The sequence below is a fragment of the Opitutia bacterium genome (assembly GCA_016217545.1).
In the GTDB taxonomy this organism is placed as follows: Bacteria; Verrucomicrobiota; Verrucomicrobiia; order Opitutales; family Opitutaceae; genus Didemnitutus.
In genome coordinates this window covers 84,091-105,565 of record JACRHT010000006.1, presented here as the reverse complement: position 1 = coordinate 105,565, position 21,475 = coordinate 84,091, and the positions used below count along the sequence as shown (strand labels likewise).

Sequence of the window (21,475 nt, the reverse complement as noted above, 5' to 3'; positions counted from 1 at the left end):
GCAGCAGATCATGAAGATGGCGCAACAGCCCATCTCGCTCCAGTCGCCCGTCGGCGACGGCGACGACACGAGCTTCGGCGACTTCATCGAAGACAAGTCCGCGGAGAATCCCTACGACATGACCGCCTTCTCGCTCCTGCGCGAAAAGATCATGGACGTGCTCGACTCGCTCACCGAGCGCGAGCGCCGCGTGCTCACGCTGCGCTTCGGCCTCGTCGACGGCTACAGCCGCACGCTCGAGGAAGTCGGCAAGCAATTCAAAGTCACCCGCGAGCGCATCCGTCAGATCGAGGCCAAGGCTCTCCGCAAGATGCGCCACCCGACGCGCATTCGCCAGCTGCACGGCTTCTTCGACGCCGAGCAGATCGACAATCCGCAGAACCTGCTCAAGAAGCCGCCGCAAATCCCGCCGCAATTCATCAAGCAGGGCGGCCCCGGCGCCGGTAACCCGTTTGCTCGTCCGTCGTCTTCGGCTCTGCCGCCGTTCCTCGGTGGATTCCCGCCACCCTCTTCACATTAAACGCGCAGGTTTGCGCCTTTACTCGCCTCCTTCCCAAAGTAGCCTCCGCTCACCATGTCCCACGTCACTCTCCCTCTCGCCGGACTGTTTGGCCTCGGCATGCCCGAGATGCTGCTGGTTCTCGCGATCCTGCTGCTCCTCTTCGGCGGTTCGAAACTCCCCGCCCTCGCCAAGGGCCTCGGCCAGTCCGTGAAGGAATTCAAGAAGGCCTCGAAAGACGAAGAGGGCGACGAGAAGAAGCCCGCGGCGAAGACCGAAGCCAAGCCGGGCAACAACTAAGCCCGCTCCACGGCTCCCGATTTCCAAGCGCGCCCCCCGGCGCGCTTTTTTTGTTCGCGAAATAAGGTGGTCGCCGCCGTCCCGGCGGCGACGTTCGGCCCGCGCAACCGAGCACGATTCTCAATCTCTCGCCTCATCGCCGCGGGCGTGCCTTGGCGGCGGTGCCGAACGCCAACGCCCCAAATCACTTCCGCGGCTCAATCCTGCGCGCGACAAGATTTCCGTCCGGCGCGCGGATGATCTCCACGCCTGCCTGTTCGGCCAACACCTGCTCAATCAGCCGCAGCGCTTCATCCTTGGTCTTCTTGTCGATGGCGAAGGTGAGGCCCACCTTCTGTTCCTTCAGTTCCTTTGGCACGGCGATGGGCGTTCCCGACAATTGCCCATGCACTTTCAGAACCTCTGCAACCGGCATGTTGAAGAACCGCCCGCTCACCGGCGCGCCAGCACCCGTGCCCGCCAGCGCGCCGGAAACGAAGAGGTGCAGCGTCAGAAGAATCGTCAGTGCTTTCATCGTTGGGGACCTTTCAACCGGAACTCGCCGAGGCGAGTCATCCGCTTTCGACCCAATTTCTCTCCCGCACCACGCCGAGCAACGCCAATTCTCACACCGTCCCCTCGCGCGCCCACGCCTTGAACGCCGCGATCTGGTCCGGACTGCCGAGCACGAGCACGTCATCGTTGGGCAACAGCTTCTCGTCGCCGCCCGGATTCAAAATGCGCAAGCCGCCGCGATTGATGCCCGCCACCTGCACGCCGCAATGCCGCGTCGGCGCCAGCTCCGCGAGCGTGCGACCGGCCAGCTTGCTGTCGTGCGGCAACTCGCATGTCTCCATCCGCACCTCGTCGAAGTTCGAGGCGGCATGCGCACCCGCCACGGCGAGCAGAAAGGCCTTGCCCGCCGCCGTCTGCTTCGCGTCGCCGAGCAACAGGATCTTGTCGCGCGGATAAAGCGCCGTCTCCGGCGTGGGATTTCCCACCATCACGCCCTGCCGCTCGATGCCGGCCACCACGACGCCAAACTTCGCGCGCAACGCCAGCTCGCCCAGCGTGAGCCCGCGCGCGTTGGCCTGGTCGGGCAACACGCACTCCGTGAGCCCCAGATGCCACTCGCTGTGCTGCGCGAGCCACGGTGCCGTCGTGCCCGTGAACTTCTCGTCGTTCTGCACGATGCGATCCTGTAGCTCCAACTCGAGCACGCTGTGCCAATAAACCAGTTTCTGCCGCGCAAAGATCACCACGCCCACCGCGAGCAACACCGCGACCAACGGCACCCAGCGCCCCATCACGCCCACAGGCATCACCGCCGTGAGCCACACGAAAATCACCAACCCCGCCACGACCTTGATGCCCGTCTCCACCATCGGACGCAGCTTGGCGCGATTCGCCTGCCCCGCGGTGCTCACCTCCGCGTAGAGCATCGCGAGCGCCGCGACGTTGCGCCAGATCGCGATCAACGGCGCCAGCACCACCACCGCCAGCCCGCACCAGAACAGCACGCGCGGCGCCTGCGGGAAAAACTTCTCGCCCGGAATGAAGGGTAGGACCGCATCGAGCAGGCTCTCCGCGAACGACAGCAGCCCCGTCACCAGCAGCACCTCGACCGCGATCTGGATCAGACGCTTCCGGCTGAGTTGCCAAAGGAGATTCTTCTTCTGCCGCGCCATCAACCGCTCCAGCCACTCGCGATAATATCCCAGCCAATCCTCCAGCCATTTCGGCTGCCGCGCCTCGACCCACTCGCCGAGCCGCGGCGCGCGCCGCATCAATGCCGGCGCCGCCAGCGTCGTCAGCAACGACACCCCCACCGCCACCGCCTGGAACTCCGGCGCCATCACGCCCGCCGCGATGCCGAGCTGCGCAATGATGAACGAAAACTCGCCCAACGCCGTCGCCGACACGCCGACGCGCACCGCGTCCTTCGTCGCCGCGCCCGTCACCATCATCCCCACCGCCACCGCAAACGTGCGCCCGCAAATCGTCACGACCGCGAGCAGCAACATCAGCCACCACAGGTGCGCCGCCGACTTCAAATTGATCATCATGCCGATCGCCACGAAGAACACCGCGCTGAACACGTCGCGCATGCCCTCGAATGCCCGATCGACCTGCGTGCGATGCGGCGTCTCCGCCACGATCGCGCCCAGCAGGAACGCGCCGAGCGCGAGCGAAAAGCCCGCCCGTTGCGCCAGGATCGCGAGCATGAACAGCAGCCCCGCCGTCACGATCGTCATCAGCTCGTCGTCCGCCGTGATCGTCAGCTTCTTCAACAACCACGGCACCAGCAACAGCCCGCCCACGCCCGCCAGCACGACGAACCCGCCGAGCAAACCCAGCGTCTCGCCCATCGCCTCCTGCGCGCCGCTGGCCGAGATCAGCGAATTCAGAATCGCGAGCATCACCACCGCCACAATGTCCTCGAGCACCGACACTCCCATCGCGAGTTGCCCGGCCTTCTCGTGCGTCACGCCGAGATCCTGCAGCACCTTGCTGATGATCGCCGACGACGACACCATCAACATCGCCGCGAGGAACACGCCCTGCACCGGCGGCCAACCGAGTCCCGCACCGACCACGCGCGCGATCGAGTAGACGACGAACGCGCCCACCACAGTCGCCACGACCAGCGAGAGGCCGAGCCGCCGCAGTTTCCGCAGGCTCAGTTTCATCCCGATCGAGAACATCAGGAACACCAGACCCACCTGCGCCAGCGTCTCGATGCGCGCCACATCCGACACGAGCGAGAACGGCGGCGTATACGGACCGATCACCATGCCGGCCGCGAGATAGCCCACGACCACCGAAAGCCCGATGCGATGGCACAACCAGCCGACGAGGCCGGCGACCAGCATTACGATCGCGAGGTCCTGGACGAATTCCGTTCCGTGCATGCAACGCCCACGCAGGGCACGCCCAAGACGTTCGCAATCCCACCCCGCGTCAAGCCCACGCGTCGCAGGTGGAGACGCTCCGCTTGACTCGCTCCCACCCGCGTCTCCTAACAAGCGCGCACGGGCCAAACCTTAACCCCACACCTGTCATGGCCTGGAAAAAAACACCCAATGTCGCCGAATTCGGCGGCGCGAGCTGGAGCAACGTCGTTGCGAAGGTCTCGAACACGACCGCCGAGCAAGCGATGCGCACGGCCTTCGCGAATCCTGCGATCACCTACTTCTTTTTCTGCCGCGAATACATGGTCCTTGAAGGACCCGCCGCTGCCTACAGTCCCTTCCAACCCGGCGACGCCGTATTCTTCACCGGCCAGCCTTGGTTCGGCAGCGCGCCGCAATGCGACTCCTACCAGAAAAACGCGGTCGTCACGCTCTACGTCAGCCCGTCCATTCCGCAAGATCTGGAGACGCTCTGCAATTACGTGCAGACCAGCGGCACGCCCTCCATCGACGTCGTGTGCCTCGGCGCCGGCAACTACGCCGCTGCCACGCCGCCCTATCTGCGCGCCAACAACAACCAGCCGGCCACCTCGCATCCGCTCAATCTCGCGATCCAAGCCGCCCTCCTCCCTCAGATGGGCCTCGTGTCCGCCCTGCAGGCCAAGGGCATCACCGTGCTCCTCACCGTCATGAACGGCTGGGCAAACGTCGGCTGGTCGCAATTCACGAAACAGACCGACGCGCAGAACTTCGCCAACTACCTCGCGACCGACGTTGTCGGCGCCTACGGCATCGACGGCATCGACATCGACGACGAATACAGCACCGGCACCGCCAACAACACCTCGCTCCCGATGGTGACGACGCTCATGAAGCAGACGATGCCCGGCAAATTGATCACGAAGGCGCTCTGGAGCGACTCGTCGGCCTTTCAGGGCAACTGGAACGGCCACACCCTCGCCGCCAACCTGAATTACGGCTGGGAAATGACCTACTACGGCGGCGGCCCCAACACCCGCCTCCTGCCCTACACGCAATTCGGCTCCGGCAACAGCCTCGCGAAAAACCAGCTCGTCCTCGGCTTCTCCGCCGAGACCCGTTTTCAGTCGCAATGGTCGACGATCCCCACGGTCGCCGCCGAGATCGTTCCCGACGGCTACGCCGGCGGCATGATGTTCGACTTCGTCAGCAAACAGGGCCCCGGCCTCACCCAACAGATGGTCGAGGCCATGAACGGACCGGGCAGCTGGAACCTCGGCTGACCTCGCCAAGGCGACCGGCCCGCCAACGCCACCGCAAGCCCCTCCGGGATGCCGGGAAAATCCACCCGGCATCCCGCCCAAACCCGCGCCGCTCAACGGCTTTGGTTTTGACAATTTCGCTCGCACGCGGCTTTGATTCGGAAACCCTGCCACCGCGACATGTTCAACCAACTGCTGGGACTTTTTTCCAACGACATCGGCATCGACTTAGGCACCGCCAACACCCTCGTCTACGTGAAGGACAAGGGCATCGTCCTGCGTGAGCCGTCCGTCGTCGCGGTCCACACCGGCAGCCGCAAGGTCCTCGCCGTCGGCGACGAGGCCAAAAAGATGCTCGGCCGCACGCCCGGCAACATCACCGCCATCCGCCCGATGAAGGACGGCGTCATCGCCGACTTCGACATCACTGAGGCGATGCTGCGCTACTTCATCAAGAAGGTGCACAACAACTCCAAGGTCGTCTCGCCGCGCGTCGTCGTCGCGATTCCCTCGGGCATCACCGAAGTCGAAAAGCGCGCTGTCAAGGAGTCCGCCACGCACGCCGGCGCCCGCGAAGTAATCACTATTCTCGAACCCATGGCCGCCGCACTCGGCGTCGGCCTGCCCGTCGACGAACCCGCCGCGAACATGATCGTCGACATCGGCGGCGGCACCACGGAGATCGCGATCATTTCGCTCTCCGGCATCGTCTTTTCAAAATCCATCCGCGTCGCCGGTGACGAGCTCGACCTCGCCATCATCAACTACATGAAGCGCGCCTACAACCTGCTCATCGGCGAGCGCACGGCGGAAGAAATCAAGATGACCATCGGCTCGGCCTACCCGCTCGACACCGAGCTGTCGATGGAGGTCAAAGGCCGCGACTCCGTCGCCGGTCTGCCCAAGACGATTCACATCACCTCGCAGGAAATCCGCGAAGCCCTCGCCGACACCATCTCCTCGATCGTCGAAGCCGTCCGCGCCGCCCTCGAACGTTGCCCGCCCGAACTCTCCGCCGACCTCGTCGACCGCGGCTTCGTCATGGCCGGCGGCGGCTCGCTCATCCGCGGCATCGACAAGCTCCTCTCCGAGAAAACCGGCCTGCCCGTCACCGTCTCGGACGACCCGCTCTCCGCCGTCGCGAACGGCACCGGCGTCTTCCTGAACAACATCGACGAGCTCTACCGCATCGCCGCGGATTTCTGAGCGCATCGCGATGCTCGACTCGGAACCCACTCTCCGTTCGCCTGCGACGTGGCTGGCCGTCCTGATTTCCCTCGCGCTCTTTTTTTTCTGCACCGCGCTCGGTGTTTCGTCCGCCATCAGCATTCCGTTGGCCGGAATTCTGGCCGGCATCCTCGGTCCGCGTTTTCATCACGCTCGCTCGCGCCGCGAATCCGGCGAGTGACGGCCCGTCCGCCCGCCCGCCGTGCAGCATAACCGCTTCGACCAAGCTCGTCCGTTCGCCACGCTCGGCCTCGTGCTGCTGCTCTGGCTCCTCGTGCCGCTGGCCGTGAAATCCTTCACGCGCGTCACGTTCTTCGAACTCCAGGCCCCCTTCGCCGCCGCCCAATCCTACGTCACCGACCTGCAGGAATTCTGGGCGCTGCGCACGCGCCCGAAGAACGAGATCATCGAAGCCGGCCGCGATCTCGCCCGCCTCAACGCCGCCTACGAGCTGCGCCTGCAGGAAAACGAGCAGCTCCACGCCGAGATCCTTCGCCTCGAAAACCTCCTCAAGCTCCCGCCCTTTCCTGCGCACCGCTCCGAGCCCGCGCGCGTCGCCAAGCGCGACTTCACCGCGTGGTGGCAGCGCCTCGTCATTCGCAAGGGCCGCAACTACGGCATCCCCGTCGGCGCGCCGGTCGTCTTCGTCGGCGGCGTCGTCGGCCGCGTCGTCGAAGTTCATCAATACACCGCCGTGGTCGATCTCGTCTCGAGTCCGACGTTCCGCATCGCCGCCAGCGCCGAGGGCGACAACCGCTCCATTTCCTACCAAGGCGGCATCAACGACGCCTTCAAAAATCCGCGCGGCTCGGTGGAGTTCGTTCCCACCGACATCTCCGCGACTCCCAACCAGCCGCGCCGCCTCGTCACGTCCGGCCTCGGCGGCGTCTTCCCGCCCGGCCTGACCATCGGCGACATCACGCACCTCGAACCGTCCACCGACGGCCTCTTCGCCACCGGCGATGTCGACCTCGACAACCGCCTCGGCGCGCTCACGGAAGTGACGGTCCTCGTGCCCGTCACGCCCGACGCCCTCTGACGCATGCGCCAACGCGACATCCGCTGGCTGCTCGTCCTCCTCGCGAACCTCCTGCTCCTCTGGCTCGCAGGCCTCGCCAACCACTACCTCGCGCCCTACGCGGTCTCGCTCTACCTCGCGGGCCTGTTCGTGCCCTACGCCGCGCTGCGCCTCGACTTCCGCCACGGCTTCCTCGCCACCGCGCTCACCGGCCTCGCCTTCGACTCGCTCACGCCCGCGCCGTTCGGCACGCACCTCGTGCTGCTCGGCTTCGTGCACGCCGTGCTGCTCTACGGCCGGAAGCGCTTCCCGCGCGAGGAACCCATCTTCGCCACCGTCGTCGCGCTGCTCGCCAACCTCTTCCTCATCCTCGCGCTCACCACGCTGCTCATCGGCGAAAATCCCCATCCCGCCAACGCCTGGCTGCGCGTCTTCGTCGACCTCATCTTCTCCCAAATCGTCATCGGCCTCGCCACGCCGTGGTTCATGGCGGTCAACGCGCACCTGCTCGCCTTCGCCCGTCTCGATCCCGAGACCGGCCGCCGCGTGCAGCTTTGATTTTTCCGCGCCGCGCGCTTTGTTCCCGCCGTGAGCTCCGCCCCGATTGAAACCCACGCCGCGCGCAACCCGCGCCTCCTCGCGTTCTACGGCCTCGTGGCGTTGCTCGTCCTCGTGCTCGGCATCGGCGTCGGCCGCCAGCAACTTTTCCGGAGCTGGCAGAACTCCGAGGAGGAACGCAAACAGAGCCAGCGCCGCATCATCGTGCCCGGGCCGCGCGGCAACATCTACGACCGCGAGGGCCGCGTCCTCGTCGGCAATCGCGCGCGCTTCTCCGTCGTCCTCAATCTCGCCGACCTCCGTCCCGAACTGCGCGCCGCCTACCGCACCGTCGTGGGCAACTACGCGAAATTCCCCAAGGAGGAACGTCCCAACAGCAACCAGCTCGCCCGCATCGCCCGCCAGTCGGTCGCCCAGCGTTACCTCGATCAGGTCAACGCCATCCTCGGCCGCCGCGAGCAGGTGAAGCCCCGCGACCTCGACCGCCACTTCAACGACACGCTGCTGCTGCCCTTCCCGCTCCTCGACGACCTCTCGCCGGAAGACTACGCGCGCCTCGTCGAAAAACTCCCCGTCAACTCGCCGCTGCAAGTCTACGCCTCCAGTTCGCGCTACTATCCTTACGGCCGCGCCGCCGCGCACGTCCTCGGCTACGTCGGCGTCGACACGAATCCGGACGCCGAGGACTTCGGCAGCGAGGACCTGATGACCTTCAAGATGAAAGGCGCCTTCGGTCGCGCCGGTCTCGAGAAACAATTCGACGCCAAGCTCCAGGGCCAGTCCGGCGGCGCGATTTACCGCGTCGATCCCGCCGGCTATAAGATCAATCCGCCCCTCGAGAAAAAGGCCCCCAAGCAGGGCGAAAGCATCACCACCTCGATCGACATCGATCTCCAGCAAGTCGCCGAGGAAGAGGTCGGCGCCCGCACCGTCGGCTCAGCCGGCGCCGCCGTCGCCATCGAAGTGCGCACCGGCGAAGTCCTCGCGCTGGTTTCCAAACCCGACTACGACCCGAACGCCTGGTATCCGCGCATGAGCGCCGAGACCTACAAGGAAATCCAGGAGCAGCACGCCGAACTCAACCTCGCGATCGACGGCGCTTTTCCACCGGGCTCCACGTTCAAGATTCTCACCACGATCGCCGCGCTCCAACGCGCCGCGATCGTGCCGGATCGCCCCATCACGTTTTGCGACGGCACCATCCAGATCGGCGGACGCACCTTCTACTGCGACAACGGCCGCGGTCACCACGGCCACGTGACGCTCGCCGACGCCATCGCCCACAGCTGCGACGTCTACTATTACGAGGCCGGCCGCCTCACCACCCCCGACGGCATCGCCGAGGAAGCGCGCAAATTCCATTTCGGCCAGCGCACCGGCATCGAGCTGCCCGAAGTCGACTCGTCGCTCGTGCCCAATCCCGCGTGGAAGAAACAGCGCAAGAACGAACCGTGGTATGCCGGCGACACCGCCAACTACTCCATCGGACAGGGATTCCTCCTCGTCACGCCGCTCCAAATGGCCTGCTTCGCCGCGTCCGTCGCGCGCAACGAGCTCTACACGATACCCACGCTGATCCACCGCGAAAACGCCCCCACGCAGCACACGACGCCCATCGGCCTCTCCGACCACGAACGCGAAACGATCATCGAGGGAATGGTCGGCACCACGACCTACGGCACCGCTTCGATGATCACCAAGGGTCCCTACAAAGTCCCCGGGGTGACCATCGCCGGCAAGACCGGCACCGCGCAAAAAGACGTCTACGAGGGCGGTAAGCTCATCGGCAAAATCAACTTCGCCTGGTTCATCTGCTTCGCCCCCGCGGAGCACCCCGAGATCGCGATCGCCGTGATGCTCGAAGGCGACACCGTCGGCGAAACCTACGGCGGCGGCGTGAACGCCGCGCCGGTCGCCAACGCGATCATCCGAAAATATTTCGAGAAGAAAAACGCCCCGGCCATCCCAAAGGCGGAGTTCAAACTCAAGTGACCTGACGCGCCCGGTTCGCTCGCGAACGGGCTCTCGCACCACCGGCAAGCTGAAGGAGCTTGCTTGCAAGCGACCGCGACCCAGCACGCCGCGCCCGTGCCCGCCCGCACTTTTCGCGCCCTACTCTCGCGCCGCCGCCCTCGCGCGCCGGAAAACCCCGCGCGGCTCCGGCCACGTCTCGCGCCGCCCATAGCGCAAGCGCTCCAACTCCCCGCGAACCCGCTGGCATTCCTCGTCCAGCCTTCCGGCTCCCGCCGCCGGATTCCCGCTCTCCGCGCTCCGCGTTCCGCGCTCCGCGATTTTCTTCAGCCAGCGCCCCGCCTCGCGCCGCACCGGATCGAGCGCCCGCGGATCGCGCCACTGCCGCCAGCGCGCGCGCAACCACCCCGCGCCGCGCACCAGCCCGATCGCGAGCAACACCGCCGCACTCGCCCCCGCCAGCACGCGTCCTGCGCGTTGCCAGTTCCACGGCCCCGCGAACCACGCCTTCAGCCGCTTCGCCCACTCCTCGAGCCGCGCGCGCAACACGTCGCCCGTGCTCGTCGTCGCCGTCTTCACGCTGTCCATCAACTCGACCTGCTGCCGCGCGTCGAAGCTCACCACGCGCCGATACCACAGCACCCGCAAGCTATCGAGCCGCGCCGTCCAGCTGCTGTCGCGCGCCCGCTCCGCCGCCTGCGCCGTCTGGCCCGCCGCCTCGCCCACTGCCCCGCCCGGCGTGGGATCCACGCGCACCCACGCATCGCGACCGTTAAAAATCTCCACCCACGCGTGCGCGTCCGAATTGCGCACCATCAGGTAATCCTCGAAGCCGTTCAGCGCCCCGCCGTGGAACCCGGCCACCACCCGCGCCGGATGTCCCGCCGCACGACACAGCACGGTCAACGCCGCCGCGAAGTGCTCGCAGAAACCCGCCTCGCGCGAATCCAGCCAGCGCACGATGTCGTCGCCGCTGCCGCGCGGCATCCGCACCGACAGCGCATACGCATGCCGCTCCCGCAGCCACGCCGTCGCCCGCTCCGCGAATTGCTCGGCTTGCAGTGCCGCGCCTCCGCTCACCTCCGCGACGACCCGGCGCAGCACCGCCTCGTTTTCCGCGCCGCTCGGCCCCGCGAGCATCGTGCGCGCATCGTAGCGCCGCTCGCGCCGCATCGCCTCGTCGCCCTGCACCCAGCCGTTCAACAGCGCGGAAAAACCCGCATCGCGCACCACCGGCGCCAGCGCGATGCCATCGATCTGAAACGCCGTCATCGCCATCGGATCGTTTTGCAATGCCACGAGCCGATTCTGTGGACTCACCTGCACCGCCGCCTGGTCGCGCAACCGCAGCATCGCGAACGCGCCCGGCAACGGCAGGTAGCGGCTCACTCCCGGCTCGAGATAAACTGTCCACACGCCAGACAACATCTGCCCCGAAGTCCACACGCCGCCACCGGCCACCGTGCGCCGAAAACTCTGATTCGCCCGCAGGTGCGCCTTCATCCAGCTCGAGACGCGGAAGCCCTGCGGCGTGTATTCATCGAGCGTCACCAGCCGCCAGTAAAGATCGGCCGCCGGCTTCGGCCCCGCCCCCAAGTCCACGCGCAGCGCCACGCTGTTGTCCTGCACCAGCTCGCTCACGTCGCCGAATTTCACGCTCTCCGAAAATCCCGTGCGGCTCTTCCGCGTGATGTATTTATCGAGGAAGAAACTGCTCCCGATCTCGAAACGCGGGATGAGCAGGAACAGCACCGCCGACATCGCCACCACGCCGAGAAACAGCGCGCCGCCGAACCCCAGCAGCCGCCAATCCGCCACCGCGCGCAACCGCGCCACGAATGGCCGCCAGCCCCCGCGCGCCCACGCCGGCACCTCGCGCATCTCCTCCGGACGCATCACCCGCGGCCCGGTGTCCGCCATGTCGATCAACGTGACGGCGAACAGAAATCCCAGCGCACACGCCGTGAAAAGCAGCAGCAGGAACGCGAACTCGAGCGCCACGGTCAACACGCCGCCCACCACCACGAGGAACAGCCCGAGCACGATCAACTGCAGGTCCTCGCGCTTCCGCCGATACGCCACCGCGCGATACAGCACCAGCAGCACCGCGAGCCGGATCAACACCGGCAGCGTCTCCGCACTAAAATAGAAATCCGCCGCCACGCCCGCGATGATCGCCGGCACCGCCAGCCGCCACACCAGCGCCGGCACGCGCGCCGGCAGCTGCGGCCAGATCACCGCCGCCGCGATCACGACGCTCTCGATCGCCACGAGTCCCAGCGCCTCCACATCGAGGAAGAACACCGTCCACAAGGAGACGAGCGCGAGCACGCCGCCGAGCAGCCACTTGAGCCGCCGCAACTCGTCGAGGCTAAGCTGAGGCCGTGGGGACGCCGTCGACATACGCCGAGACACCGCGCGCTCCTTCCGGCGCGAACGAGATGAGATTGCGAGAAACTTGCTGGCGTTGACCAGCCGCACGGTAGGGCGAGTCGTCCCCGACGAACCGTTCGTCGATCCGCGGCTCGTCCGGACGACTCGCCCTACCCGTCGGAGCGACAGGCTCAGCTTTCGCCAGCAAATCCAGCACCGCTTCCACGTCGCGCACGCGCCGCGTCTCGATCCAGGTTCCGTTCACGCTCACGCCGCGCAATCGCCCTTCCGCGAACAAATCCTCCGCGAGCGTCGCCGCGAAACTGCACAGCACCTCGAATTGCTCCGCTCGCGTCCAGACCTCCGCGGGCGTTTCCACGCTCAACGCAAAACCGTCCAAGCTTTCCGCCGCGAACTGCCGCACCATCAGCTTCCCCAGCCGCGCCGACGCCTTCCAATGCACGAGCCGATGCGAGTCGCCGGATTGATAGCGACGCAGCGCCAGCAAATCCTCCCCCGTCCCGGCGCGCACCGTCCGCCGGCCGGAGTTGCCACCGCTCGCCGCCGCCGCCGCGCGCCACTGATAATCCACCTGCGCCGGCCACACGAGGACGGTCTGCCTCAGGTCGGCGCCCACGCTCTTGCGCAGAAAGCCAAACGGAAAAAACGAACCCACGGCCTCGAGCGCCAGCACCTGCTCGCCGCGCTTCTCCGGCTTGTGCACCCAGTCCAGCGCCAGTTCGCCCTGCGGCTCAATGCGCTCGCGCAGGAAGACGCGCCCGCGCGTCACCGCCTTCTCCGCCGCCGCGAGCACTTCGCGGACTTTCTCCCTCGAAAGATCAGGCGGCGGATCAGATTCCTTCGCCCGCGGATGCGTCGCCAGATCGAACCACAACCCGTAGGTCGGCAACCAGCGCTTCGTGTTGCGCACCTCGACCGTCACCATCGTCTCGTGGCCCGCCCGCCACGCGCTGAGCGGCCGCACGCGCCAACACACGCCCATGAAATTGAACCACGACATCAGCCCGCTCAGCAGCAGGCACGCGCACAGCAGCGAAAGCGTGATGAACAAGATGTTGCTCGCCGTATTGTAGGCCGCCGTGCCGATGCCCATCGCCAGCCCGATGAGGAAGACGCCCGGCACCGTCACGCCGATGCGGTGACGCTTCGGCGGAAACACGAGCGACCACACCAGCGCCTGCCACGAAAACGCGCGCCGCACCTCCGCCGGCGCACCCGGCCCGCGCCAATCCCGTGCATCGCGGTAGGGGCGGTTGCCCTCAACCGCCCGCTCATCCCCGCGCGGCCAAGGGCCGTTGGGGGCAACGGCCCCTACCTTCGCGCCGTCGCTCATAGCTTACTCCGGCAACGCGATCGCGCCCACGATCCGCCGCAGCGCCGCCAACACCGTTCGCCGTTCCTCCAACGCATCGGACGTCTGCCGCGCCAGCCCCAATCGGTGCGCAAAGACCGGCCCGGCCATCTCCTGCACGTCGGCCGGAATCACGAAATCACGCCCGAGCAACAGCGCCCGCGCCTGCGCCGCCGCGCGGAGCGCCAGACCGCCGCGCACGCTGATGCCGGCCTTGAACTCGCTCTCGGTGCGCGTGGCCGTGACGATCTTCAACAGGTATTCTAGCACGCTGTCTTCGACGAAGACCTGTGCCGCGAGCTTCTGCAGGCGCTGCACGTCGGCGCGCGTGGCGACCGCATTGAGCGCGATCGCGTCGTAGCTGGTTTTCGCCGCGCGGAGAATGTCGAGTTCGTCGCCGGGCTGCGGATAACCCATGTGCAGCCGCATCAGGAAGCGGTCCATCTGGCTCTCAGGCAGCGGAAACGTGCCCTCGTAATCCACCGGGTTCTGCGTCGCCACAACCATGAACGGCGCGCCGACGTCGTGCGCCGCGCCATCGACCGTCACCTTGGCGCGATCCATCACTTCGAGCAGCGCGCTCTGGGTCTTCGGCGTGGCGCGGTTGATCTCGTCGGCGAGCACGATGTTCGCGAACACCGGCCCCGGCTTGAAAACGAACTCCCGCGTCGTCTCGTCGTAGATCGCCACGCCGGTGACGTCACTCGGCAACAGGTCGCTGGTGAACTGCACGCGCGAGAACGTCGCGTCGATCGACCGCGCCAGCGAGTAGGCCAGCGTGGTCTTGCCGACGCCCGGCAGGTCCTCGATCAGCAGGTGGCCGCCGGCGAGCAGGCACACGAGCGTCTGGTCGACGACCTCATCCTTGCCGCGGATCGTCTGGCGCATGTTGTTTTTCAGGCGCACGAGCAGATCGCGGGCGGAGGCGACCTCGGCGGCGGGAGCAAAGTCACTCATGGGCGGCACGCTAATGCTACGCGCGACCCGCGCAAACGGTTTCCCGGTGAAACGACTGTGATTTCGCATGGCCAACGGCGCCGCTTCCCGCCAACAGTCCCCGCGCCGCATGGCCGCCTTCGAACTCGCCCTCCTGCTGATCCTGCTCCTGGCCGCGCTCAGCGTCATCGCGCGGCGCCTGCCCTGGCCGCAACCGATCACGTTCGCGCTCGGCGGCGCGTTGGCCGCGCTACTGCCGCACTTCCCGCGCGTCACGCTCGACCCGGGCTTTTTCTTTCTCTGCTTCGTGCCGCCGCTGCTGTTCTCCGACGGCTGGCTCATGCCGCTGCGCGACTTCCTCGCGGCGAAGCGCCCCATTCTCATGCTCGCGACCGGTCTCGTCGTGCTCACGACGCTCGTGGTCGGCTTCGTGGCCTGGTGGCTCATCCCCGGGCTGCCGCTCGCCATGGGTTTCGCGCTTGGCGCCGTCGTGTCGCCGACGGATGCGGTCGCGGTGAGCGCGATCACCCACCGGCTGAAAGTCCCACCGCGCTTCACCACCGTGCTCAACGGCGAGAGCCTCATGAACGACGCGACCGGCCTCGTGGCGTTCAAGTTCGCGCTCGCCGCCGTCTTCGCAGGGACGTTCTCGCTGCGCGCCGCGACGCTGAATTTCCTCTGGGTCGCGCTCGCCGGTCTCGCGCTCGGCCTCGTCATCGCGTGGGTCGTGGGACGCGGGCGCGATTTCCTGCTGCGGATCGGACGCTCGGACGAATTCATCGAGACCACGCTCTCGCTGCTGACGCCCTACGCCGCCTATCTCGCGGCGGAACACCTCCATCTCTCCGGCATTCTCGCCGTGGTCGCCGCCGGCCTCTACTCCGGCTGGCGCGATCCGCTCCGCATGAACGTGCGCGCCCGGCAGACGACATGGGCCGTGTGGTCGGTGGTGCTGTTTTGGTTGAACGGCCTCGCGTTCATCCTGCTCGGCCTCCAATTCCCCACGCTGCTCGCCACGGTCGCGCAGCACTACTCCGTCGGCCAGCTCGCGTTGTTCACCGGCGCCGTGTCCCTCGCCGCCATCCTCGCGCGCCTGGCGTGGATCTTCCCCGGCGCCTACCTGCCATTCCTGTTTTCACCACGCGTGCGCCGCACGGAGGAGCGCCCCTCCTGGCAAATGGTGCTCGCCGCCGGCTGGGCTGGCATGCGGGGCAGCGTCACGCTCGCCGCCGCGCTCTCGATCCCGCTCCTGCAGGAAAACGGCACCCCGTTCCCCGGTCGCGACATCGTGATCTTCCTCTCGCTGGGCGTCATCTTCACCACCTTGCTCGTCCAAGGCACGACGCTCGAATACCTCATCTGCAAGCTCCGCCTCCCCGCCGACGACACGCGCGTGCGCGAAGACCGCATCGCCCGCATCCGCGCCGTCGAGCACGGCCTGGCCTCATTGCGCGAACGCGAGAAAACCACCGCCGCCGTCGAGGAAGCCGCCGCGCTCGGCATCGTCATTGCCGAATACGAGCACCGCCTCGCCGAACTCACCGCCCAAGGAGAGACGCAGGCCGCCGCGCAGGCCCGCCGCCAATCCGGCCGCCAGCACCGCCTGCACGCGCTCCGCGCCGAACGCCACGCGCTCGCCGAGCTGCTCCGGCAAAACGTCATCACCGCCGACACGCACCGTCCGCTCCAGCAGCTCCTCGATCACGAGGAAGCCATGCTCGCCGACCTCGCCCCGCACGTGGAGAGCTGAGGGCGCAGCTCTGAGCTCGCGGCCATGTAGGAGCCTGCTTGCAGGCGACCCGAACATCGCACTCCTCGGCACGGACGATTGGTCGCCTGCAAGCAGGCTCCTACATCCACGGAAAGCGAGGCTGCCAGCGGCAGGGGGACGATTACTCGTTCGCGGATGTTCGCACGCCGCGCACCACCCGCGCTCGCTCGCCTCACAAAATCGGCGTGAGCGGCGCTCCGACGGCCTTGAAGACACGTGTGAGAATCTCCTTCTGACTCAGCACGCCGTCCGTCCCGGGAAACGCGCCGACATCGCGGAAACTCCGATAGAAATCCGCGTGGCCCGGCGGCACGTCCACCGCGCCCGGCCGCAGCTCGAAGTTCGCCGTGTTCTGCAGCGGCCACAAGTCCACCGGACCGATCGCCAGCACGCCGCCGATGAGCCCGTTCACCTTGTCGAGCCCGAGCGGGATCTCGCGGCGCGCGACGACCCAGCTGTTCTCGGCGCGCAAATCGCGCTCGATCTCCGCGCGCAGCTCGCGCGCGAAATCCGCATCCTCGATCAGGAGGCCGGCCTCGGTGTTGAGCCGCTCGGAACGCGGATCGAGGTTGTAGGAACCGACGAACGCCACGGCATCGTCCACCGCCAGCGACTTCGCGTGCACGCACAGGAACGGCGTGCGCTTCTGCTCGCCGCGCGCCAGCCTCGCCGCCGCCCGCGCCTCGACGTCGGCCGCGCGGCGCAAGATCTCCGGCCACGCCGCCGGCCGCGGTTTCGCCTCGTGCACTTCGAGACCGAGTTGCGCAATGTAGGTGCCGCGCAGCCGGTAGTTCGCGGAATACGCCATGAGGTTGTCCGTCGACGCGAGGCTGTTGGTGGAGATGCGCACGCGCAGCGCCGGATGGCGCTCGCGCATCTCCGCAACCGCTTCGCGCGCCGCCGGGCTCAGCACGAGATACGGTGTCTGCATCACGACGCTCCCGTGCGCGCGCTCGATCGTGCGCCGCAACTCGCGCGTGATGCGCGCCGTGGGTGAGAACCACCCGCGCGTCTTGCCCGGCTCGTCAGCGACGAAGGTGACGCGCTGCACCGGCCGCATCCGCGCCACGAACCGCTCGCGCATCGCCGCCGGGTCGTCCGCCTCGCGGCCGAGTTCGCCGAACAACCCGCCGAAGTCCCACTGCTCGCGCCGGTCGTAGCGGCGGAATTTCCCCACCGCGATCTGCGCGGCCACGTCCTTCAGCGCCGAGCTCGGCACGGCGTGGCGGTAGGCCCAGAATTCCTCGAACGACGCGCGCGCCGCCCCGACCACCGGCCCGGTCGCGAGCACGTCGCGGTCGCGGAAGTTCATCTCGGTCGAATGATCGAAGTAGGTGTTCTCGACGTTGCGGCCGCCGGTGACGAGCGCCGCGCCGTCGACGATCATCACCTTGTTGTGCATCCGCTGGTTCGTGCTGCGGAACGCCAGCGCGCCCGCCGCGAGCTTTTGCCAGAGCGAGGGATCGATGCGCGAAAACGCCGGGCGGTAGTGCTTGATCTCGAGGTGGGGCGACACCGTGGCGAGGAACGCGATCGTCGCCGGATCCTTCTCGGAGAACATCTGGTCGACCAGCAACCGCACATGCACGCCGCGCCGCGCGGCCTCGATCAGCTCCCACAACAGCAACCGCCCGCACTCGTCGTTCGTCCAGATGAAGGTCTGCATCTCGACCGATTCGCGCGCCGCGCGGATGAGATGCACGCGCAACAGCAGCGCGTCGTAGCCGCTCTCGATGCGCAGCAGTCGGTTCTCCGCCGCGCCCGCATGCTCCGCGAGCGGCGAACCGCCCAACTTCTCCGCGGCGGACAGCGCCACCGCGCCAACCCAGCCAGCGAGGATCGCCAGCCCGAACCGTGACAACGCCCGCACGCGCTTCACTTCACGCATCATCGGGCTAATTCACTTCACCCACGCAAGCCCCGCAATCTTCTTCGCGAGCGCCACGTCCTTTGCCGTGACCTTGTTGCCGGCGTCGTGCGTGTTCAGGCGGATCGCGACGCGGTTGTAGACGTTGGTCCATTCGGGATGGTGGTCCGCCGCCTCGGCCTCGAAGCCGACGCGCACCATGAAGCTCATGGCTTCGCGGAAGCTGCCGAATTGAAACGTGTGCGCGAGCGCGTCGCGCTCGAAGGTCCAGCCGGGCAACTCCCGGAGCGCGGCGGCGATCTCATTTTGCGTCAGCGGGGTCGTGGCCATGAGCGCAACGGAAGCACGGCCTTCGGCCTTGTCAAACGCGGCGGCCGAACGCTGAATCCCGGTTTCGATGAGCACCTCCCGCCCGGCCAAAGTCCCGCAACACGTCGCCATCATCATGGACGGTAACGGTCGCTGGGCGAAACAGCGCGGGATGCCGCGCCTCGAGGGCCACCGTCGGGGCGTGGAGACCGTCCGCACCGTCGTCGACACCGCGCGCGAACTCGGCATCCGCTACATCACCCTCTACGCGTTCTCCGCCGAAAACTGGAAACGCCCCGGCGAGGAGGTGTCCGGCCTGATGGGGTTGCTCGACTTTTTCCTGAAGCGCGAACTCAACAACCTGATCAAGGAAAAGGTCCGCCTGCGCACCATCGGTCGCATCGAGGCGCTCCCCGAAAACGTCCGCCGCGAACTCGAGCGCGTGAAGGAGGCGACGAAACACTTCACCGACTGGAACCTCATCCTCGCGCTCAACTACGGCGCGCAGACCGAGGCCGCCGACGCCGCGCGCGCCTACGGCGAGGCGGTCCGCGCCGGCACGGAGAATCCCGCGGAGGCGACGTGGGAGAAGTTCAGCCGCTACCTCTACACCGCGGACCTGCCCGAGCCGGACCTCCTCATCCGCACGTCCGGCGAGCTGCGCCTGAGCAATTTCCTGATGCTGCAGCTGGCCTACGCCGAGCTCGTTTTCACGCCGACGTTGTGGCCCGACTTCGGACGCGCGGACCTGATCGCCGCGGTCGAGGAATTCAATCGCCGCGAACGCCGCTACGGCGCCACCAGCGAGCAAATCAAGGCTGGCCCCGCCTAACTCGGGCAGACTTACTCCGCCCGTGCTTTCGCGCATCTTCAGCACCGTCCTGCTCTGGGCCATCATCCTCGGCAGCCTGTGGTTCTTCGGTCCGCACGCGGCCGTCGCCATCCTCACCATCCTCGCCGCGCTGACGCTGCACGAGTTCTACCAGCTCGCGGAGAAGATGGGCTTCCGGCCGTTCCGCTGGATCAGCTTGGTGTTCTCCGTCGCGATCACCGCCGGGCCGTTCTACGTCACCGAGTATTTCTTCCAAGGCGACGAGCCGCCCAGCTTTGCGCCGACGCTGCTCGCCCTCGCCATCGTCGTCTTCTGCGTGCGCGTGCTGTTCGAGCGCGAACACCAAGCGCGCGTCGAGTCGCTGATCGCGACGATCGTCGGCCTGCTTTACGTGCCGTTCCTGCTGCACTTCCTCGTGCGGCTGATGCTCCTCTACTCCGAGGCCAACACCGGACTTGCCGCGTGCCTGTGGGTCGTGGCCGTTTCGAAATTCTGCGACGTCGGCGCATTGCTCACCGGCATGGCCTTCGGCAAACACAAGATGGCCCCCAACATCAGCCCGAAGAAAACCTGGGAAGGCGCCGTCGGCGGCGTGGCCACCTCCGCTGGCATCGGCGCGCTGATCGCGTGGCTGGCGGCCGACTACGTCCCCGAGACCCTCACGCCCGCCATCGCCGCGGCCGTCGGCGTGCCGATCGCCCTCGTCACCATCGTGTCCGATCTCATCGAGTCCGCCATGAAACGCCGCGCCGACATCAAGGATTCCGGCCGCATGATCCCCGGCATCGGCGGCGCGTTCGACCTGACCGATTCGCTGATCCTCACCGCGCCGGTCGCCTACGTGATTTTCCTGTTCCTCGCCTGACGATCGGCCGTGATACGCGCCGGCGTGGTAGCGGGACGCAGCAACTAAGTCGCCGCCATCCAGCGCGTGACTCATCCTGTGGGAGCGAGCTTGCTCGCGATAGGCCCGCAGCCGGTCGCGAGCAAGCTCGCTCCCAGAATACTGCCCCAGCGCTTCGCCGCGCGCCGCCGCCGCGACCGCTTCCCGACTTCACCCGCCCGCGCGTCCGATTTTTGCTGTCCCCGCGCCGCGCCGGCCTTCATAAACGCCGCTCGCACCCGTGGCCACCTCCGCTCCCAAACGTCGCATCGTCCTCCTCGGCGCCACCGGCTCCATCGGCGAGAACACGCTGAAAGTCGTCGCCGCCCACCGCGACCGCCTCGAACTCGTCGGCATCGCCGCCCACGGACGCCACTCACGCCTCGCGGAGATCGCGCGCGAGTTCGGCGTGCGACACGTCGCGCTCTACGACGAGCAGGCTTACACCGCCGCGAAAAATTCCGGCGCCTTCCCGACCGACACGAAGTTCTACGGCGGCCTCGCCGGCCTGACCGAACTCGCGACCCTGCCCGAAGCCGACACCGCCCTCGTCGCCGTCGTCGGCACCGCCGGCCTCCAGCCCGCTCTCGCCGCCATCGCCGCGAAAAAAGCCATCGCGCTCGCCTCGAAGGAGCTCCTCGTGATGGCCGGCAAATTCGTCATGGCCGCCGCGCGCGAACACGGCGTCGCGCTGCTCCCGGTCGACAGCGAGCACAACGCCGTTTTCCAGTGCCTCGAAGGTCATCGCGGCAGCGACGTCCGCCGCATCGTGCTCACCGCGTCCGGCGGCGCGTTTCGCGACTGGCCCCTCGAACGCCTCGCCACCGCCACGCCGGCCGACGCGCTGAAGCACCCGAATTGGGCCATGGGCCCGAAGATCACCGTCGACTCCGCCACCCTCGCCAACAAGGGCCTCGAACTCATCGAAGCGCAGTGGCTCTTCAACCTCCGCGCCGAGCAGTGCCAGGCCGTGCTGCACTTGCAGAGCATCGTGCATTGCCTCGTCGAGTTTTCGGACGGCTCGATGCTCACGCAGCTCTGCCCGCCGTCGATGACGTTCCCGATCCAGCATGCGCTGCTCCACCCACACCGCGCGCCGAGCGCGACAGTCAGCGCGCTGAGTCTCGAGAAAGTGTTCAGCTTGGATTTCCGTCCGGTGGAAAGCGCGCGCTTCCCGATGCTCAGCCTCGCCCAAGCCGCCATGGCCACCGGCGGCACCGCGCCCGCGATCTACAACGCCGCCAACGAAGTGGCGGTGGCGGAATTTCTCGCGGGTCGCGCGCCCTTCCTTGCGATTTCGCGCACCGTCGAGCAGGTTCTCGCTCACCTGAAATCCACCGAACCCGCCACGCTCGACGATGTCTTTGCGGCCGACGCCGAAGCGCGTCGCATCGCCTCCGCCCTACTCTCGCCCCACGCCTAGTCCT

At 67.1% G+C, this 21,475-nt stretch carries 19 protein-coding genes; 12 read left to right on the top strand and 7 right to left on the bottom strand.

The annotated features are described in order from the left end of the window. Together HZA32_05275 and tatA are read left to right on the top strand one after the other, a co-directional pair. On the top strand, positions 1-520 hold a 520-nt coding region (locus HZA32_05275; protein MBI5423476.1), incomplete at its 5' end, for a sigma-70 family RNA polymerase sigma factor. 84 nt (positions 521-604) lie between these two features. After that, positions 605-799: a twin-arginine translocase TatA/TatE family subunit gene (tatA, locus tag HZA32_05270; protein MBI5423475.1), complete on the top strand. Its 195-nt coding sequence runs from the start codon at positions 605-607 to the stop codon at positions 797-799. Between the two features lie 184 nt (positions 800-983). Here the strand turns inward: tatA and HZA32_05265 are convergent, their stop codons facing one another. Together HZA32_05265 and HZA32_05260 are read right to left on the bottom strand one after the other, a co-directional pair. Beyond that, on the bottom strand, positions 984-1,313 hold the full coding sequence (locus HZA32_05265) for a hypothetical protein (protein MBI5423474.1): 330 nt from the start codon (positions 1,311-1,313) through the stop codon (positions 984-986). Positions 1,314-1,404: 91 nt separating this feature from the next. Further along, positions 1,405-3,690, bottom strand: coding sequence for a cation:proton antiporter (locus HZA32_05260; protein ID MBI5423473.1), 2,286 nt, complete (start codon positions 3,688-3,690; stop codon positions 1,405-1,407). A gap of 149 nt (positions 3,691-3,839) precedes the next feature. Here HZA32_05260 and HZA32_05255 point away from each other — a divergent pair, with 149 nt between their 5' ends. The 6 genes from HZA32_05255 to mrdA all read left to right on the top strand — a co-directional run bounded on the left by HZA32_05255 (position 3,840) and on the right by mrdA (position 9,726). Continuing rightward, positions 3,840-4,952 (top strand): hypothetical protein, encoded by a 1,113-nt coding sequence (locus HZA32_05255; protein ID MBI5423472.1) that lies wholly within the window; start codon positions 3,840-3,842, stop codon positions 4,950-4,952. A 159-nt stretch (positions 4,953-5,111) separates the two neighbouring features. Further along, positions 5,112-6,137 carry a rod shape-determining protein gene (locus tag HZA32_05250; GenBank protein MBI5423471.1) on the top strand — a complete coding sequence of 342 codons (1,026 nt, stop codon included), beginning with the start codon at positions 5,112-5,114 and terminating at the stop codon, positions 6,135-6,137. A 10-nt stretch (positions 6,138-6,147) separates the two neighbouring features. After that, positions 6,148-6,339, top strand: a complete 192-nt coding sequence (locus tag HZA32_05245; GenBank protein MBI5423470.1) for a hypothetical protein — start codon at positions 6,148-6,150, stop codon at positions 6,337-6,339. Between the two features lie 21 nt (positions 6,340-6,360). Then, complete coding sequence (locus HZA32_05240) at positions 6,361-7,197, top strand: rod shape-determining protein MreC (GenBank protein ID MBI5423469.1); 837 nt, start codon at positions 6,361-6,363, stop codon at positions 7,195-7,197. Between the two features lie 3 nt (positions 7,198-7,200). Continuing rightward, a complete protein-coding gene (locus HZA32_05235) occupies positions 7,201-7,734 on the top strand; it encodes a hypothetical protein (GenBank protein ID MBI5423468.1) in 534 nt (177 codons plus the stop codon). Positions 7,735-7,764: 30 nt separating this feature from the next. Further along, entirely contained in the window at positions 7,765-9,726 is a 1,962-nt protein-coding gene (gene mrdA, locus HZA32_05230) for a penicillin-binding protein 2 (GenBank protein ID MBI5423467.1), read from the top strand. Positions 9,727-9,846: 120 nt separating this feature from the next. On the opposite strand, the gene HZA32_05225 is transcribed toward mrdA, so the two are convergent. The 3 genes from HZA32_05225 to HZA32_05215 all read right to left on the bottom strand — a co-directional run bounded on the left by HZA32_05225 (position 9,847) and on the right by HZA32_05215 (position 14,407). After that, the gene (locus tag HZA32_05225) at positions 9,847-12,108 is read right to left on the bottom strand and encodes a DUF3488 domain-containing protein (protein ID MBI5423466.1); all 2,262 of its coding nucleotides are present in this window, start codon (positions 12,106-12,108) and stop codon (positions 9,847-9,849) included. Beyond that, complete coding sequence (locus tag HZA32_05220) at positions 12,077-13,300, bottom strand: DUF58 domain-containing protein (protein MBI5423465.1); 1,224 nt, start codon at positions 13,298-13,300, stop codon at positions 12,077-12,079. Before HZA32_05220 ends, HZA32_05225 begins: the two co-directional genes overlap by 32 nt. A 135-nt stretch (positions 13,301-13,435) precedes the next feature. Further along, positions 13,436-14,407: an AAA family ATPase gene (locus HZA32_05215; protein MBI5423464.1), complete on the bottom strand. Its 972-nt coding sequence runs from the start codon at positions 14,405-14,407 to the stop codon at positions 13,436-13,438. A 109-nt stretch (positions 14,408-14,516) separates the two neighbouring features. Here HZA32_05215 and HZA32_05210 point away from each other — a divergent pair, with 109 nt between their 5' ends. Beyond that, positions 14,517-16,136 (top strand): Na+/H+ antiporter, encoded by a 1,620-nt coding sequence (locus HZA32_05210; protein ID MBI5423463.1) that lies wholly within the window; start codon positions 14,517-14,519, stop codon positions 16,134-16,136. A 193-nt stretch (positions 16,137-16,329) separates the two neighbouring features. On the opposite strand, the gene HZA32_05205 is transcribed toward HZA32_05210, so the two are convergent. Both HZA32_05205 and HZA32_05200 read right to left on the bottom strand, forming a co-directional pair. Continuing rightward, a complete protein-coding gene (locus tag HZA32_05205) occupies positions 16,330-18,045 on the bottom strand; it encodes a phospholipase D family protein (GenBank protein MBI5423462.1) in 1,716 nt (571 codons plus the stop codon). A gap of 12 nt (positions 18,046-18,057) precedes the next feature. Then, positions 18,058-18,354, bottom strand: coding sequence for a 4a-hydroxytetrahydrobiopterin dehydratase (locus HZA32_05200; protein ID MBI5423461.1), 297 nt, complete (start codon positions 18,352-18,354; stop codon positions 18,058-18,060). Positions 18,355-18,421: 67 nt separating this feature from the next. Here HZA32_05200 and uppS point away from each other — a divergent pair, with 67 nt between their 5' ends. The 3 genes from uppS (at position 18,422) to HZA32_05185 (ending at position 21,471) form a co-directional block, all read left to right on the top strand. After that, entirely contained in the window at positions 18,422-19,165 is a 744-nt protein-coding gene (gene uppS / locus HZA32_05195) for a di-trans,poly-cis-decaprenylcistransferase (protein MBI5423460.1), read from the top strand. A gap of 22 nt (positions 19,166-19,187) precedes the next feature. Then, positions 19,188-20,030 (top strand): phosphatidate cytidylyltransferase, encoded by an 843-nt coding sequence (locus tag HZA32_05190; GenBank protein ID MBI5423459.1) that lies wholly within the window; start codon positions 19,188-19,190, stop codon positions 20,028-20,030. A gap of 259 nt (positions 20,031-20,289) precedes the next feature. Then, the gene (locus HZA32_05185; protein MBI5423458.1) at positions 20,290-21,471 is read left to right on the top strand and encodes a 1-deoxy-D-xylulose-5-phosphate reductoisomerase; all 1,182 of its coding nucleotides are present in this window, start codon (positions 20,290-20,292) and stop codon (positions 21,469-21,471) included. Positions 21,472-21,475: the final 4 nt, after the last annotated feature.

Bases quoted from the DNA above. Each gene is read 5' to 3' on its own strand.
- HZA32_05200 (MBI5423461.1), bottom strand. From the start codon at position 18,354: ATGGCCACGACCCCGCTGACGCAAAATGAGATCGCCGCCGCGCTCCGG.
- HZA32_05245 (MBI5423470.1), top strand. From the start codon at position 6,148: ATGCTCGACTCGGAACCCACTCTCCGTTCGCCTGCGACGTGGCTGGCC.
- HZA32_05235 (MBI5423468.1), top strand. From the start codon at position 7,201: ATGCGCCAACGCGACATCCGCTGGCTGCTCGTCCTCCTCGCGAACCTC.
- HZA32_05210 (MBI5423463.1), top strand. From the start codon at position 14,517: ATGGCCGCCTTCGAACTCGCCCTCCTGCTGATCCTGCTCCTGGCCGCG.
- HZA32_05260 (MBI5423473.1), bottom strand. From the start codon at position 3,690: ATGCACGGAACGGAATTCGTCCAGGACCTCGCGATCGTAATGCTGGTC.
- HZA32_05255 (MBI5423472.1), top strand. From the start codon at position 3,840: ATGGCCTGGAAAAAAACACCCAATGTCGCCGAATTCGGCGGCGCGAGC.
- HZA32_05215 (MBI5423464.1), bottom strand. From the start codon at position 14,407: ATGAGTGACTTTGCTCCCGCCGCCGAGGTCGCCTCCGCCCGCGATCTG.
- uppS (MBI5423460.1), top strand. From the start codon at position 18,422: ATGAGCACCTCCCGCCCGGCCAAAGTCCCGCAACACGTCGCCATCATC.
- HZA32_05205 (MBI5423462.1), bottom strand. From the start codon at position 18,045: ATGCGTGAAGTGAAGCGCGTGCGGGCGTTGTCACGGTTCGGGCTGGCG.
- HZA32_05265 (MBI5423474.1), bottom strand. From the start codon at position 1,313: ATGAAAGCACTGACGATTCTTCTGACGCTGCACCTCTTCGTTTCCGGC.
- HZA32_05250 (MBI5423471.1), top strand. From the start codon at position 5,112: ATGTTCAACCAACTGCTGGGACTTTTTTCCAACGACATCGGCATCGAC.
- HZA32_05225 (MBI5423466.1), bottom strand. From the start codon at position 12,108: ATGTCGACGGCGTCCCCACGGCCTCAGCTTAGCCTCGACGAGTTGCGG.